The 15,443-nt window shown below is 69.2% G+C and carries 13 protein-coding genes; 9 read left to right on the forward strand and 4 right to left on the reverse strand.

Annotated features, from left to right (window positions below; all coding sequences use genetic code 11):
- The first annotated feature begins 5 nt into the window (after positions 1 to 5).
- The 6 genes from MWM08_RS11945 to MWM08_RS11970 all read left to right on the forward strand — a co-directional run bounded on the left by MWM08_RS11945 (position 6) and on the right by MWM08_RS11970 (position 7,139).
- On the forward strand, positions 6 to 1,244 hold the full coding sequence (locus tag MWM08_RS11945) for an ABC transporter substrate-binding protein (RefSeq protein ID WP_244459666.1): 1,239 nt from the start codon (positions 6 to 8) through the stop codon (positions 1,242 to 1,244).
- A 49-nt stretch (positions 1,245 to 1,293) separates the two neighbouring features.
- A complete protein-coding gene (locus MWM08_RS11950) occupies positions 1,294 to 2,541 on the forward strand; it encodes an ABC transporter substrate-binding protein (RefSeq protein WP_244459667.1) in 1,248 nt (415 codons plus the stop codon).
- Between the two features lie 170 nt (positions 2,542 to 2,711).
- The gene (locus tag MWM08_RS11955) at positions 2,712 to 3,935 is read left to right on the forward strand and encodes an ABC transporter substrate-binding protein (protein ID WP_244459668.1); all 1,224 of its coding nucleotides are present in this window, start codon (positions 2,712 to 2,714) and stop codon (positions 3,933 to 3,935) included.
- A 136-nt stretch (positions 3,936 to 4,071) separates the two neighbouring features.
- Positions 4,072 to 5,232, forward strand: coding sequence for an ABC transporter substrate-binding protein (locus MWM08_RS11960; RefSeq protein WP_341482865.1), 1,161 nt, complete (start codon positions 4,072 to 4,074; stop codon positions 5,230 to 5,232).
- 17 nt (positions 5,233 to 5,249) lie between these two features.
- Entirely contained in the window at positions 5,250 to 6,146 is an 897-nt protein-coding gene (locus MWM08_RS11965) for a branched-chain amino acid ABC transporter permease (RefSeq protein WP_244459669.1), read from the forward strand.
- A 3-nt stretch (positions 6,147 to 6,149) separates the two neighbouring features.
- The gene (locus MWM08_RS11970; protein WP_244459670.1) at positions 6,150 to 7,139 is read left to right on the forward strand and encodes a branched-chain amino acid ABC transporter permease; all 990 of its coding nucleotides are present in this window, start codon (positions 6,150 to 6,152) and stop codon (positions 7,137 to 7,139) included.
- A 37-nt stretch (positions 7,140 to 7,176) separates the two neighbouring features.
- On the opposite strand, the gene MWM08_RS11975 is transcribed toward MWM08_RS11970, so the two are convergent.
- Positions 7,177 to 8,544, reverse strand: a complete 1,368-nt coding sequence (locus tag MWM08_RS11975) for an MmgE/PrpD family protein (protein ID WP_244459671.1) — start codon at positions 8,542 to 8,544, stop codon at positions 7,177 to 7,179.
- A gap of 103 nt (positions 8,545 to 8,647) precedes the next feature.
- On the opposite strand from MWM08_RS11975, the gene MWM08_RS11980 reads away from it, so the two are divergent.
- Positions 8,648 to 9,958: an NtaA/DmoA family FMN-dependent monooxygenase gene (locus MWM08_RS11980; protein ID WP_244459672.1), complete on the forward strand. Its 1,311-nt coding sequence runs from the start codon at positions 8,648 to 8,650 to the stop codon at positions 9,956 to 9,958.
- Positions 9,959 to 10,056: 98 nt separating this feature from the next.
- Here the strand turns inward: MWM08_RS11980 and ppk2 are convergent, their stop codons facing one another.
- Together ppk2 and MWM08_RS11990 are read right to left on the reverse strand one after the other, a co-directional pair.
- Entirely contained in the window at positions 10,057 to 10,983 is a 927-nt protein-coding gene (ppk2, locus tag MWM08_RS11985) for a polyphosphate kinase 2 (protein ID WP_244459673.1), read from the reverse strand.
- Between the two features lie 239 nt (positions 10,984 to 11,222).
- Positions 11,223 to 12,194 (reverse strand): tripartite tricarboxylate transporter substrate-binding protein, encoded by a 972-nt coding sequence (locus tag MWM08_RS11990; protein ID WP_244459674.1) that lies wholly within the window; start codon positions 12,192 to 12,194, stop codon positions 11,223 to 11,225.
- 112 nt (positions 12,195 to 12,306) lie between these two features.
- Between MWM08_RS11990 and MWM08_RS11995 the strand changes: the two genes are divergently transcribed.
- The gene (locus MWM08_RS11995; protein ID WP_244459675.1) at positions 12,307 to 13,665 is read left to right on the forward strand and encodes a winged helix-turn-helix domain-containing protein; all 1,359 of its coding nucleotides are present in this window, start codon (positions 12,307 to 12,309) and stop codon (positions 13,663 to 13,665) included.
- Positions 13,666 to 13,677: 12 nt separating this feature from the next.
- On the opposite strand, the gene MWM08_RS12000 is transcribed toward MWM08_RS11995, so the two are convergent.
- A complete protein-coding gene (locus MWM08_RS12000) occupies positions 13,678 to 14,163 on the reverse strand; it encodes an Lrp/AsnC family transcriptional regulator (protein ID WP_244459676.1) in 486 nt (161 codons plus the stop codon).
- 103 nt (positions 14,164 to 14,266) lie between these two features.
- On the opposite strand from MWM08_RS12000, the gene hppD reads away from it, so the two are divergent.
- A complete protein-coding gene (hppD, locus tag MWM08_RS12005) occupies positions 14,267 to 15,367 on the forward strand; it encodes a 4-hydroxyphenylpyruvate dioxygenase (protein WP_244459677.1) in 1,101 nt (366 codons plus the stop codon).
- Positions 15,368 to 15,443 lie beyond the last annotated feature (76 nt).

Here is a 15,443-nt window from a genome sequence, read left to right on the forward strand (position 1 = left end):
CGACCATGACTGACCTCACGCGCCGCGGTGTCCTCGCCGCCGGTTCGGCTGCCGCCACCTGGGGCGCGCTGCCGCTGTCGCGCGCGCGCGCACAGGCCGCCAACACCATCAAGATCGGCGTGCTGGGCGATGGCTCGGGCATGTACCGCGACCTCGGCGGGCCGGGGTCGACGGTCTGCGTGCGCCAGGCCATCCAGGAATTCGGCGCCCAGGGCTTCAATGTCGAGGTGGTCGAAGCCGACCACCAGAACCGCCCCGACGTCGGTTCCACCATCGCGCGGCAGTGGATCGACCGCGACGGCGTGGACATGATCACCGATGGCACGACCTCCTCCGTCGCGCTGGCGCTGAACCAGCTCGTCAAGGAAAAGAACAAGGTCATGCTGAATTCGGGGGCCGCGACCTCCGACCTCACGGCCGCGGCCTGCACCGCCAACACCATCCACTGGACCTACGACACCTGGATGCTGGCGAATTCGACCGGCGGCGCGATGGTGCGCGCGGGCGGCGACAGCTGGTACTTCATCACCGCCGACTACGCCTTCGGCCATGCGCTGGAACGCGACACCGCGAATTTCGTGCGCGCCGCCGGCGGCCGCGTGCTCGGGCAGGTGCGCACGCCCTTCCCGGGCACGTCGGACTTCTCGTCCTTCCTGCTGCAGGCGCAGACCTCGCGCGCCAAGGTGGTCGGGCTCGCCAATGCGGGGTCGGACACGACCAACTGCATCAAGCAGGCGGCCGAATTCGGCCTGACGCGGCGTGGCGTGAAGCTGGCCGGGCTGCTGGTCTTCCTCAGCGACGTGCATTCGCTGGGGCTGCAGACCGCGCAGGGCCTGGTGCTGACCGAGACCTTCTACTGGGACCTCAACGATCGCACCCGCGCCTTCACGACGCGCGTGCGCCCGCGCATGCCCAACCAGGCGCCACCCACCATGGTGCAGGCCGGCGTCTATTCCGCCACGCTGCACTATCTGAAGGCGGTGAAGGACATGGGCGTCGCGGCCGCCAAGGACGGCGCGGCAGCGGTGGCGCGCATGAAGGCGATGCCGACCGACGACGACGCCTTCGGCCCCGGCTCGGTGCGCGGCGACGGCCGCAAGCTGACGCCCGCCTACCTGTTCGAGGTCAAGACGCCGGCCGAAAGCCGCGCGCCCTACGACTACTACAAGCTGCTCCAGACCACGCCGGCCGACCAGGCGTTCCGCCCGGTGGCGGACGGGAATTGCCCGCTGGTGCGCAGCTGAGTTCAACCCGCGGCGCCCGGCGCCGACAGACGACCACAGGGAGATACTGATGTCCGCAGTCAACCGCCGCAGCGTCCTTGCCGCCGGTGCCGCCGGCGCCGCCTGGGGCGCGCTGCCCTATCGCAGCGCCCGCGCACAGGCCGCCAATACCATTAAGATCGGCGTGCTCAACGACCAGTCCGGCCTGTACCGCGACGTGAACGGCCCGGGCTCTGTCGCCTGCGTGCGACAGGCAATCGCCGACCTCGGCCTCGCGGCGCGCGGCATCAACGTGGAAGTCGTGGTGGGCGACCACCAGAACCGCCCGGATGTGGGCGTGAACATCTCCCGCCAATGGATCGACCGCGACGGCGTGGACATGATCATCGACGTGCCGACCTCGTCGGTGGCACTCGCGGTCAACACGGTGGTGCGCGAGAAGAACAAGGTCTTCATCAATTCTTCGGGCGCCACGTCCGACCTGACCGGTTCGGCCTGCTCGCCCAATACGGTGCACTGGACCTACGACACCTACATGCTGGCGAAGTCGACCGGCGGTGCGATGGTGCGCGCCGGTGGCGACACCTGGTTCTTCATCACGGCGGACTATGCCTTCGGCCACGCGCTGGAACGCGACACCGGCAACTTCATCCGCGCGGCTGGCGGACGGGTTCTGGGTGCCGTGCGCACGCCCTTCCCGGGAACCACGGATTTCAGCTCCTTCCTGGTGCAGGCGCAGGCGTCGCGCGCCAAGGTGATCGGTCTGGCCAATGCCGGCGGTGACACCATCAACTCCATCAAGCAGGCGGCCGAATTCGGCGTCACGCGCCGCGGCGTGAAGCTGGCCGCGCTGCTGATGTTCATCTCGGACGTGCATTCGCTCGGCCTGCAGACCGCGCAGGGCCTGGTCTGCACCGAGACCTTCTACTGGGACCTCAATGCCAATACCCGCGCCTTCACCCAGCGCGTGCTGCCCAACATGCCGCAGGGGCTGCGTCCGGGCATGGCGCAGGCCGGCTGCTATTCCGGCACCATGCACTACCTGAAGGCGGTGATGGAGCTGGGCGTCGCAGCCGCCAAGGCCGATGGCGCCGCGACGGTGGCGCGCATGAAGGCGATCCCCACCGAGGACGACGCCTTCGGCCCCGGCTCGATCCGCATCGATGGCCGGCGCCTCTGCCCGGCCTACCTGCTGGAAGTGAAGACGCCGGCCGAAAGCCGCGCACCGTGGGACTACTACAAGCTGCTGCAGACCACCGCGGCGGACGAGGCGTTCCGCCCGCTCGCCGAAGGCGGCTGCTCGCTCGTGCGCAGCTGACCGCTTCTTGATATGCCGGCACCGACCCCCTGGTCACCGACGAGCATACCGTCGGTGCCGGGAGGGGCCCGGTGCCGGACCTCGGAATGCGCCCGCGCGCATTCCCTGAATGCCTCCGGCGCGGGGAGCCAACCCCGCCCGGTTTCACAACGACAAGGAGGACGTGCCCCATGGAACTGACCCGCCGTACTGCGCTCGCCGCCGGCACCGCCGCCGCGATCGCGCCGCTGTCGCGCGCCCGCGCGCAGGCCAACACGATCCGCGTCGGCGTGCTGACCGACATGTCGGGCACCTACCGCGACAATACCGGCCCGACCTCGGTCGCCTGCACGCGCGAGGCCGTGGCCGAGTTCGGCGCGAGCCACGGCTTCACGGTCGAGGTGGTTGAGGCCGACCACCAGAACCGCCCCGATGTCGGGTCGAACATTGCGCGCCAGTGGTACGACCAGGGCGTGGACGTGATCGTGGACGTGCCGACTTCGTCCGTCGGCCTCGCGGTCAACCAGATCGCGCGCGAGAAGAACAAGGCCTACCTCAATGTCGGTTCTGCCACTGCGGACATGACCGGGCCGGCCTGTTCGCCCAACACCATCCACTGGGCCTACGACACCTATATGCTGGCGAAGTCGACCGGCGGCGCGATGGTGCGCGCAGGCGGTGACAGCTGGTTCTTCATCACGGCCGACTACGCCTTCGGCCATGCTCTCGAGCGCGACAACGCGAATTTCGTGCGCGCTGCTGGCGGGCGCGTGCTGGGGCAGGTGCGCACGCCCTTCCCGGGCACCACCGACTTCAGCTCCTTCCTGGTGCAGGCGGCGGCCGCGCGGCCGAAGGTGATCGGCCTGGCCAATGCCGGTGCGGACACCGCGAACTGCGTCAAGCAGGCGGCCGAATTCGGCATCACGCGGCGCGGCATCAAGCTCGCGGCTCTGCTGCTGTTCGTGAACGACGTGCAGGGCATCGGCCTGCAGACCGCGCAGGGGCTGGTCTGCACGGAATCCTTCTACTGGAACATGAACGACAAGACCCGCGCCTGGACGCAGCGCATCATTCGCCGCACGCCGACCAACTACCCGAACATGATCCATGCCGGCTGTTATTCGGCCACGCTGCACTTCCTCAAGACCGTCGCCGCCATGGGCGTGCCGGCCGCCAAGGCGTCGGGCGTTGAACTCATCAACCGCATGAAGGCGACACCCAGCGAGGACGACTGCTTCGGCACCGGCACCATCCGCGCCGATGGCCGCCGGCTTATCCCGTCCTTCCTCTTCGAGGTGAAGGCCCCGGCCGAAAGCAGCGGCCCGTGGGATTTCTACAAGCTGCTGCAGACCACCCCGGCGAACGAGGCCTTCCGCCCGATCTCCGAAGGCGGCTGCAGCCTGGTCCGGAGCTGACGAGACCGATCGCCCGGCGGGACGGGGCCCCAAGACCCCGCCCGCCGGCGCACCACGCAACACCCTGGGAGGACAGATGATGGACACGAGCCGCAGAAGCCTTCTTGCCGGAGCCACCGCCAGCGCGGCGCTTCCGATGGCGCGTGCCCGCGCGCAGGGCACCGCCATCCGCATTGGCGTGCTGACCGACATGTCCGGCCCCTATCGCGACACCACGGGCCCCGGGTCCGTGGTGCTGACGCAGGCCGCCGCCGCCGAATTCGCCAACCGCGGCTTCACGGTCGAAGTGCTGCAGGCCGACCACCAGAACCGCCCCGATGTCGGCGCCAACATCGCGCGGCAATGGTACGACCAAGGGGTGGACGCGATCGTCGACGTGCCGACATCGTCGGTCGCCTTTGCGGTCAACACCATCGCGCGCGAGAAAAACAAGGTCTTCCTGAATTCCGGCGCGGCGTCCTCGGACCTCACGGGCGCGCAGTGCAGCCCGAACACGGTGCACTGGACCTACGATACCTGGATGCTCGCCAAGGGCACCGGCGCGGCCATCGTGCGCACCGGCGGGGACAGCTGGTTCTTCATCACGGCCGACTACGCGTTCGGCCATGCGCTGGAACGCGACACAGCGAATTTCGTGCGCTCGGCCGGCGGGCGGGTGCTGGGCCAGGTGCGCTATCCGTTTCCCGCGACCACCGATTTCTCCGCCTTCGTGCTGCAGGCGCAGTCGTCCCGCGCCAAGGTGCTCGGCATGGCGAATGCCAGCACCGACACGGTCAACACCATCAAGTCGGCGCGTGAATTCGGCCTGCATCGCAGCATGAAGTTCGCCGCCCTGCTGATGGGTGTCATGGACATCCATGCGCTGGGGTTGGAATCGGCGCAGGGGCTGCTGCTGACGGAATCCTTCTACTGGGACCTCAATGACCGAACCCGCGCGCTGACGCAGCGCGTGCGCCAGGCCAACCAGAACCGTCCGCCCGCCATGGTGCCGGCCGGCTGCTATGGCGCCACGCTGCACTATCTCAAAGCTGTGGCCGACATGGGGGCCGCCGCCGCCAAGGCCGATGGCCGCGCGGCGGTCGCGCGCATGAAGGCCATGCCCACCGACGACGACGCCTTCGGCCCTGGGCGCATCCGCGAGGATGGCCGCAAGATCCACCCGGTCTTCCTGTTCGAGGTGAAGTCGCCAGCTGAATCCCGAGCCCCCTACGACTACTACAAGGTCGCCGCGACCACTCCGGCGGAGGAAGCCTTCCGCCCGCTGGCCGAGGGCGGCTGCTCTCTCGTGCGTTCCTGACAAGGATCTGACTGCCCATGCTCGATATCATCGAGAACGCCCTCGGCATCCCGGCGCCGCTGCTGTTCGGACAGTTGCTGCTCGGCCTCATCAACGGTGCCTTCTATGCGATGCTCTCGCTTGGCCTCGCGGTGATCTTTGGGCTGCTCAACATCATCAACTTCACCCATGGCGCGCAGTTCATGATGGGCGCCTTCGTTGCCTGGATGCTGCTGGCGTGGGGGGGGCTGGGCTATTGGTGGGCGCTGCTGATCGCGCCGCTGATCGTGGGCGCCACGGGCGTGGTCATCGAACGGCTGATGATCTCGCGCCTGTACAAGCTGGACCACCTGTATGGCCTGCTGCTCACCTTCGGCATCGGGCTGATGATCGAGGGCGTGTTCCGCAATGAATTCGGCTCCTCCGGCCTGCCCTACCGCATCCCCGCGGAACTGCAGGGGGCCTGGGATCTCGGCTTCATGTTCATGCCGATCTACCGCGGCTGGGTGGTGGTCTTCGCGCTGGTCTGCTGTCTGGCGACCTGGCTGGTGATCGAGAAGACGCGCCTGGGGGCCTATCTGCGCGCGGCGACCGAGAACGCCGCCCTGGTGCAGGCCTTCGGCGTGAACGTGCCGCGCATGATCACGCTGACCTACGGGGCGGGCGTGGCGCTGGCGGCCCTTGCCGGCGTGCTGGCTGCGCCGATTTACTCCGTAAACCCGCAGATGGGCACCAACCTCATCATCGTGGTCTTCGCGGTGGTGGTGATCGGGGGGATGGGGTCCATCCTGGGGTCGGTGATCACCGGCTTCGGGCTCGGCATCATCGAGGGACTCACGAAAGTCTTCTGGCCCGAGGCATCCGCCACGGTCATCTTCGTCATCATGGCGATCGTGCTGCTCGCACGTCCCGCCGGCCTGTTCGGGAGGGCGTGAGCCATGGCGTCCGAAACCACCGCCGGCGCGATCGCGCCCGTCGCGAACGACCAGGGCGTGATCTGGGGCTTCTCCAGCGCGCAACTTGCGGCCCTTGGCGTGCTGGTCGCCTTCCTCGCGACCGCGCCCTTCTTCCTCTACCCCGTCTTCCTGATGAAACTGCTGTGCTTCGCGCTATTCGCCTGCGCCTTCAACCTGCTGATCGGCTATGTCGGACTGCTGTCCTTCGGCCATGCGGCGTATTTCGGCATGGGCGGCTACATCGCGGGTTATACCGCCAAGGCCTATGGCTTCACCCCCGAACTGGCTGTGCTGGTCGGTGCCGCCGTGGCGGGTTTCCAGGGCTGGATCTTCGGCTGGATCGCCATCCGCCGGCAGGGCATCTACTTCGCGATGATCACGCTCGCGCTGGCGCAGATGATCTACTTCGTCTGCGTGCAGGCGCCCTTCACGGGCGGCGAGGACGGCATCCAGGCCATCCCGCGCGGCGCGCTGTTCGGCAGCATCAGCCTGTATTCCGACATGAACATGTACTGGTTCGTCGCCGCCATCTTCCTGGCCGGCTTCCTGATGATCCACCGCATCATCCATTCGCCCTACGGCCAGGTGCTGAAGGCGATCCGCGAGAACGAACCGCGCGCCACATCGCTCGGCTACCGCACGGATGACTACAAGCTGGTGGCCTTCATCCTGTCGGCCACGCTGGCGGGTGTCGCGGGCGGCGTGAAGTCGCTGGTCTTCGGCATCGCCACGCTGACCGACGTGCACTGGTCGATGTCGGGCGAGGTGGTGCTGATGACGCTGGTGGGTGGCCTCGGCACCGTGTTCGGCCCGGTGGTGGGTGCGGCCGTCATCGTGACCATGCAGAACTACCTGGCGGAGATGGGCGCCTGGGTCACCGTCATCCAGGGTGCCATCTTCGTCACGGTCGTGCTGGCCTTCCGGCGCGGCATCGTGGGCGAGATCGCGAACCTGCTGCGCGTGAAGCTGTAGCGGCGCGCGGGCAGGGCTTCGGTCCTGCCCGCCGCCGTCACGCCGTGCGCAGCGCGCGCCCCAGCACCGCGGCGTCCGGCAGCGACGCCAGGCGTTCCACGAGGCGCGCCATCTCGTACAGCCGTGCCGGAGGCATCGGGTGCCGCGCGGCCGCGGCGCAGGCCTCGGCCTTCGCGCGCTGCGCCGCATCGCTGAGCGGATTCTCAGGGCTGCCGATGGTCGCCTGCACCTCGGCGCGGTGCAGCGCGCCATCCGCCATGGCGATTTCCACCACCTGCGGCACCACGGCGTTCTGGTCGGTGCTGCCATCGGGCAGCATCGCCACATGCGCGGCCAGTGCCAGCGTGTCGGCATCCACCAGCCGCGGCGCCGTGAAATCCTGCAACCCCACCGTCCCGAATCGTAGGGTTGTCGCCACGACATAGGGCAGGCACAGCCGAGCGTAATTGGCGGTCAGCCCCGGCACCAGCGGCCGTCCCACCAGGCGCATCGCCAGCGGCGGCAGCAGCAGCCGGACCTCATATACGCGCGCGGTTTCCACGGCGCCCTGCGCCAGGATGCGCTGCACGCCATCGATCGCCGGATGCGTCAGCCGACCCGAGGGGAAGGGCTTGTGCGACAGTCGCTCGACCTGCCAGTCGCGGCCGAGCGCCGCCAACCCCGGCGCGATGTCGTGCTCCGGCTCGGTCATCGCGAGGAAACCCGACGGCCCCGTGAGCCAGGCCGCCGGACCCGCCAGCCCCGCCTGCGCCAGATCCGCCGCGCGGAACCCCGCCGCCGCCGCGAAGCCCATCTGCACCGCCAGCGCCACCGATCCTTCGTGATGCGCCTGCATGGTCCCGGGGATCTGCCCCAGCAGCAGCCCCGCGCCCGCCGCCGCGGTGGCCGCATCCAGCCCGCGCAGCCGCGCCACCGCGCCATAGGCGCCGAACATCCCGGCGGTCGCGGGCCGGAAGAAGCGCATCGCCCCGCGCGCCGCCGCGCCGATGGTGCAGGCCAGGTCGAGCCCCAGCACGACCGCGCCCAGCAACCGCGTGCCGCTGACGCCGCCGGCGCGCTCGGCCTCCGCCAGCGCGGCCGCGAGCACCGGCGTCATGGCGTGCACGACGGCAGCTTCGTGGATGGCGTCGAATTCCAGCGCATGCGCTTGGAAGGCGTTGACGAAGGCGGCCTGCGGAGCGGGCAGGGCGATCGCCTCGCCCCAGACCGAGGCTTCCTCGCCGCCGCCCCAGCGCCCCGCCGCGGCGATCATCCCCGGCTGCGCCGGATGCGCCGAACCGGCCAGCCCCACCGCCAGCGCATCCACCATGAAGCGCCGCGCGGCCGCCAGGGCCGAGGCCGGTATGGCGCTGTCCGGTGTTTCAACCAGGTGACGGATCAGGCGGGTCTCGGCGGTGGTGTCCATGGCGCGATGCTGTTCGGCGCCCGACCGCCGGTCAACGCGCCCCGGCTTTACGCGCCTCCCATCCCGCGCCACGCTGCACCGCAGCACAGGCGCGAGGGCGATCATGGCGGCGAAGAAATTCCACCTCGGCTGGTTCCTGCAGGGCTCCTCGGTGCAGGCCTGGGGCGAGGACTGGACCGGCAACATCGGCACCGAATGGATGGTGCCGGAGTTCTTCATCGAGATGACGAAGAACCTCGAGCGCGCCTGCTTCGACTACGTGCTGCTGGAGGACAGTTCCTACATCGGCGAATCCTACGGCGGGTCGCGCGAGATTTACCTGCACCACGGCCTGTCCGTGCCGCGGCAGGACCCGTCTGTCGTGGCCGCATTGCTGGCGCGCGAAACCAGCCGCATCGGCATCGTCGCGACCTTCGGCACCTTCGCCTATCCGCCCTACCTGCTCGCGCGCCTGGTCGCGACACTCGACCAGGTATCGTCGGGGCGGATCGGCTGGAACGCGGTGACCGGGAGTTCCGACTTCGCTGCGCGCAATTTCGGCCTGGACGGCATGCCGCCGCACGACACGCGCTACGACATCGCCGACGAATACATGGAGGTGGCGCGCAAGCTGTGGGGCTCGTGGGAGCCCGGTGCGATCATCGCCGACCGCGAGCGCGGCATCCTGGTCGACCACACCAAGGTCCACGCCATCAACCATGACGGACCCCACTTCAAGGTGCGCGGGCCGCTCAATTCCGGCCCCTGCGTGCAGGGCCAGCCGGTCATCGCCCAGGCGGGCGGGTCACCGCGCGGCCGGCAATTCGCCTCCCGCCATTCCGACACCATCGTGGCGATGGTGAAGGGCACCGAGGGGATGAAGGCCTACCGCGACGACATTCGCGCGCGCATGGTCGCGCACGGGCGCAACCCTGACGACTGCAAGGTGCTGTTCCTGGTCTCCCCGGTGCTGGGCGACACCGAGGAGGAAGCCCGCGCGCGCCACAAGCGGCGCCTGGCCACCACCGAGGACGAGATCGCGCGCCGGCTCGCGCACCTGTCGAAGATCACCAACCTCGATTTCGGCGCGCTGCCTCTCGACAAGCCCTTGGGCTCGCTCACCACCAACGGCCACCAGCAGTCGCTGGACGAGTTCCTGCGCAAGGCCGGCAACCGCACGCTGCGCGAGGCCGCCGAGATCTACTCCGACGCCGGCTCCATCCCGCTGGTCGGCACGCCGGCCCAGGTGGCCGAGCAGATGGGCGCGGCCATGGAGGAGATCGGCGGCGACGGCTTCCTGATCACGACAAACCAGACCTCGCGGCGTGTCATCGCGGAGATCGCCGACGGACTGGTGCCTGAACTCCAGCGCCGCGGCCTGACGCGCCGCTCCTACGACCACGCGATGTTCCGCGACAATCTGCTGGCGTTCTGAGCCTTCGCCGCGCGCCGGCAGCCTTGCGCCGCAGGCGCCGGACGACCGTCGCGGCCTCGACCGCGCGGGTCGCGGGCGGGACCGTCTCGCGACCCGTCCTACCGCGCCTTCGGCCCATAGACATCGGGCACGTACAATTCGCGCGGCAGCGTCGCGCGCTCGTAGTCCGGGTTGAACACGCGTTCGGGCAGCACGACGGGTTCGTGCGGCACCTCGCCATAGGGAATCACGGACAGCAGGTGCGCAATGCAGTTCAGCCGCGCCAGCTTCTTGTCGTTGCCTTCCACGATGGTCCAGGGCGCCTCGGGGATGTTGGTGCGTTCGAACATCGCCTCCTTGGCCTTGGTATACTGCTCCCAGCGCACGCGGGACTGCAGGTCCATCGGGCTGAGCTTCCACTGCTTGATCGGGTCGTGGATGCGCATGAGGAAGCGGAACTGCTGCTCCTCGTCCGTGATGGAGAACCAGTACTTCACCAGCACGACGCCCGACCGCACCAGCATGCGCTCGAACTCCGGCACGTCGCGAAAGAATTCCTCGACCTGCTGTTCGCTGGCGAAGCCCATTACCCGCTCGACGCCGGCACGGTTGTACCAGGACCGGTCGAACAGCACGATTTCGCCGGCCGCCGGCAGGTGCGGGACGTAGCGCTGGAAATACCACTGCGTCTTCTCGCGGTCGTTGGGCGCCGGCAGGGCCACCACGCGGCAGGATCGCGGGTTCACGCGCTGGGTGATGCGCTTGATGACACCACCCTTGCCGGCAGAATCGCGCCCTTCGAACAGCACGACCAGCTTGAGGCCCTTGTGGCTCACCCAATCCTGCAGCTTCACCAGTTCGGATTGCAGCCGCAGCAGTTCGCGGAAGTAGACGCCGCGGTCGATCGTCGCCTTCTGCCGCTTGCCAAGCAGCGCGCGCAGCTCCGCCGGGATGCGTGCGTCGTCGATCTCCTGCTCCAGCTCCTCGTCGAAATCATCCTCGAGCTCGAGGTCGAGCCAGGGGCGGTCTTCAGTGGCGTCGGTCATGTAGCGGCTCTCGCAGGCGTTCCTGGGACACCGGCGCAACGCCGGGCCGGCCCATTGGCTGCGCCGGACCTCTCGCACCGGCCCCGCTCCGCTGTAGCCCGTTCGCGCGATGGCGGTGTGACGGTTCCGCGTCAGTCCCGCGAAACGCCGCCTGCACACGCACGATGCGGCGCGCAACCGCCGCACCGGGAGCACATCGATCCTGCGCGCAGACTGGTCCGGCGAAGCCGCCCGCCGCGTCAGTCCGCGAAGGACCCCGCGGCGGTGATGATCGGCCGCCAGCGCGCGATCTCCTCGGCATGGTAGCGGCGGTGGAACGCCAGGCTGGCGCGCTCCGGCGTGGCCGGATCGGTCACCAGTTCGGCGAAGCGCGTGCGCAGGCGTTCGTCCTGCAGGGCCAGCAGCAGCGCGGCATTGAGGCGCTGCTGCACCGCTTCGGGCGTGCCGGCGGGCGCATACAGCCCGTGCCAGGTGCTCATGCTGATCGCCGGTGCGCCGGCCTCGGCCGTGGTCGGAATATTCGGCAGACCGGGCAGGCGTTGCGGGCTGGTCACGGCAAAGGCGCGCACCCGGTTGTCGCGGATGAAGGGCGCGGTGTTGGTCGCCTGGTCGCACAGCAGGTCGAGCCGCCCGGCCATGAGTTCCGTGATCGCCGGCGCCGTCCCGCGGAAGCCTACGATGGTCGCGCGATTGCCGGCCGCCTGCTGCAGCAGCAAGCCACACAGGTTCGCCGCCGAACCCAGCCCCGCAGTGCCGAGGTTCAGTGCTTCGCCGCGACGGTTCAACTCGGCCACCAGGCCGGCCAGGTTCTCGGCCGGGAAGCCCGGCTTGGCGATGATCGTCATCGCCGCATCGGAGACCAGGCCGAGCGGCGCAAAGCCGTTCAGCGTGTCGAAGGACAGGCGGCGGAACAACGTGGCCCCTGCCGCCATGCCGACATTGGTCATCAGCAGCGTGTAGCCGTCGGGCCGCGCCTGCGCGACACGCTGCGCACCGACATGGGCGGGGCCGATATTCTCGACCACCACGGGCTGCGGCAGGTGCTTCGCCATCGCCTCGGCCACCAGGCGGGAGATCACGTCGGTCGGCCCGCCGGCGGCGGCGCCGGCCACGATGGTGATGGTGCGGGTCGGATACTCCTGCGCGAGGGCAGGCGCGGCGCAGGCCGCGGCCAGCACGGCAGGCAGCAGGGACCGGCGAAAAACTGTCATGACGTTCCTCCTGGGCGGCCGTCTGCGGGCCGCATTCCGTTCAAGCACGAAGTCTTGCGCATTCCACCGGCTACGTCACCCGCGCCGGCGGGCAGCCTTGAGCCCCGGGCGCGTGATCACCGACAGGGTGCAAATCAGGTTCATGTTGCACCGCGGCATCGACTCACGCTTCAGTAAATACATGTCGAAAGGCCCCTCGATCCTCCTGTTCGAAGGCTATGCGTTCGACCCCGCGGCGGGCCTGCTGTGGGTCAATGGCGCGCCGCTGACGCTGCGCCCGAAGGCGGCCGATGTGCTCGGCCACCTGCTGCGCCATGCCGGGACGCTGGTCACGCGACAAGACCTTCTGGATGCCGTGTGGCCGGGCATCGCGGTGGTCGATGACGGGCTGACGCAATGCGTCACGGACATCCGCCAGGCGCTGGGTCCGGACGGGCCGCGCCTGCTGCGCACGGTGCGTGGGCGCGGGTACATCTTCGCAGCCTCGGTGACGCAGGGGGCGGCGCCGAGCCTGCCCCGGGCGTCCCGGGTGCCGTTGCTCCCGCTGCTGGTCGCCGCGCCGGGTCATTCGCGGATGGTCTGGACCGTCGCGGTGCTCGCGCTCGGCACGCTCGCGTTTCCTCTCGCGGCGCTGATGCCGCGGCCGGCACCGGCGCCGGTCGCGGTGCCGATGCCCACCCCGGATGCGCGGCTCGTCGCCCACCGGCTGCTCGAACACGGCCTCACGATCCAGCGGGGGCCCGGCACCTTCGAGGAACGGCTGCGCAGCAGCCTGCCATTCTTCCGCGACGCCTTCGCAAGCGACCCGACCAACGCCGCGGCCGCAGCCGAGGCCGCCTTCGTCCACGGCAACCTGCTGACCGTCCGTGGGTCCACGAACATCGCCTTCGACCGCGCGGAGCTCGACCGCTACGCGGATCTCGCGATGGCGGCGAATGCGGCCGATCCGAAGGCGCTGAATGCGCGCGCCATCGCGCTGCGCCATGCGGGCCGCTACGCCGAGGCGCTGCCCTTCTACCGCCTGGCCGGCGCCGACCCCGAACGCGCCAGCGCGCGCGCCAATGTGGGCCTGATGCTGCTCCTCCTCGGCGATCCGGACGCGGCGATCGAACCGTTGCGCGGCGTCCTGGCCGAGAGCCCGCGCCACGTCTTCGCCGGCACCTGGCGGTTGTACCTGGCGCTGGCGGAACTGCTCGCGGGCCGCCCGGGATTCGGCGAGGCGCTGTTCGACCCGGCGGGGCCCACCCGCGCCTTCATGCCGCGCGGGGAGCGCCTGCTGTATCGCGCCGCGGCCCTGGCGATGGACGGGCAGGAGGACGCGGCGCGCGAGGTGCTGGCGGAGATCCAGCGCCGCTGGCCCGACGTGCTGGCGCGGCCGCTGCGCGACCACGCGATGTCCGCGGAGCCGGCGTTCCTCGCCTTGTACGACGAACGCTTCGTGGCACCGCTGATGCGCCTCGGGTTGCGATAGCGGGCGCGCGCATCACACCGGCAGCCCGGCCGGCGGCTTCACCGTGCGCAGCACGAAGGCGCTTTTCGTGTCCTTCACGCCGGGCAGGCGCAGCAGCCGGCGCGTGGCGAACTCGCCATAGGCCTCGAGGTCGGCGGCCACCACCTGCAGCAGGTAGTCGGTCTCCCCGCTCATGGCCCAGGCGGCCAGCACCTCGGGCATGCGTCCGATCGCGGCATGGAAGGCCTCGACGGTCTCCTCGGATCGCGAGGCCAGGCTGACCTGCACGAAGGCGGTCAGCCCGAGTCCCAGGCGCGGCGCGTCCAGGACCGCCGCATAGCCAGCGATGATGCCGGCTTCCTCCAGGCGCTTAAGCCGCCGCTGGCAGGGTGTCGCGGAAAGCCCGATCCGCTCGGCAAGGGCCACGACGGAAGCGCGGCCGTCCCGCTGCACCTCGCGCAGGAGGCGCCGGTCGGTGGCATCGAGATCGATGGTGGATTCCGGCATGATTTCGGCCATTTCTGGAGAATTCCGCCCAGAATAGCTGCACAGTTTACCAAGATCGCCGGAAAATGGCGCGTGACCGAGGCGATCCTGCACCCACGCAGCAAGGACCCGCGCCATGGACATCCCGCCCGACCGCACCGCCGTCGCCGGCCGCGTCTGCGATGCCAACCCGATGGGGACGGACGGCTTCGAATTCGTTGAATTCACCGGACCCGACATCGCGCAACTGGAAGGCGTGTTCCGCTCCCTCGGCTTCGCGCCGGTGGCGCGGCACCGTTCGAAGCAGGTCACGCTCTGGCGCCAGGGCCAGGTGAACTTCGTCGTGAACGCCGAACCCGATTCCTTCGCGCAGGCCTTCGCCCGCGTGCACGGCCCCTGCGCTTGCGCCATGGCGTTTCGCGTGGCCGATGCCGCGACCGCCTTCGACCGGGCTGTGCGGCTCGGCGCGCGCCCCTTCCATGGCCGCGTCGGCCCGATGGAACTGAACATCCCGGCCATTGAGGGCATCGGTGGCAGCCTGATCTACTTCGTCGACCGCTACGGTCCGGCCGGCAGCATCTGGGACGTCGATTTCCGTCCGATCGACGGTGCCGAACCGAACCCCGTCGGCGCCGGCCTCACGGTCATCGACCACCTGACCCACAACGTGCACCGCGGCCGCATGGACGCCTGGGCCGGCTTCTACGAGCGTTTGTTCAACTTCCGCGAAATCCGCTACTTTGACATCGAGGGCAAGCTGACGGGCCTCAAGTCCAAGGCCATGACCAGCCCCTGCGGCCAGATCCGCATCCCGATCAATGAGAGCAGCGACGACCATTCGCAGATCGAGGAATACCTGCGCGCCTACAATGGCGAGGGCATTCAGCACATCGCCATGGGCAGCGACGACATCTACGCCTCGGTCGAAGGGCTGGCGGCGGGCGGCGTGCGCTTCCTCGACACGCCCGACACCTACTACGAGCTGCTGCCCCAGCGCCTGCCCGACACCGGCGAGGACATGGCGCGCCTGGCCCGCAACCGCATCCTGATGGATGGTTCGCCGTCGGGCGGGCGACTGCTGCAGATCTTCACCAACACGGTGATCGGCCCGATTTTCTTCGAACTGATCCAGCGCAAGGGCGACCAGGGCTTCGGCGAGGGCAACTTCCGCGCGCTGTTCGAATCCATCGAGTTGGACCAGGTGCGTCGCGGCGTGCTGAAGCCGGCTGCCGAATAGGCAGACGCATGAAGGCCCGCCGTGCCCGATGATGCACGGAGTGCTGAGACCGATGGCTGGGGGCGCGCTGCGCCCG

Source organism: Roseomonas fluvialis (genome assembly GCF_022846615.1).
Taxonomy (GTDB): domain Bacteria; phylum Pseudomonadota; class Alphaproteobacteria; order Acetobacterales; family Acetobacteraceae; genus Neoroseomonas; species Neoroseomonas fluvialis.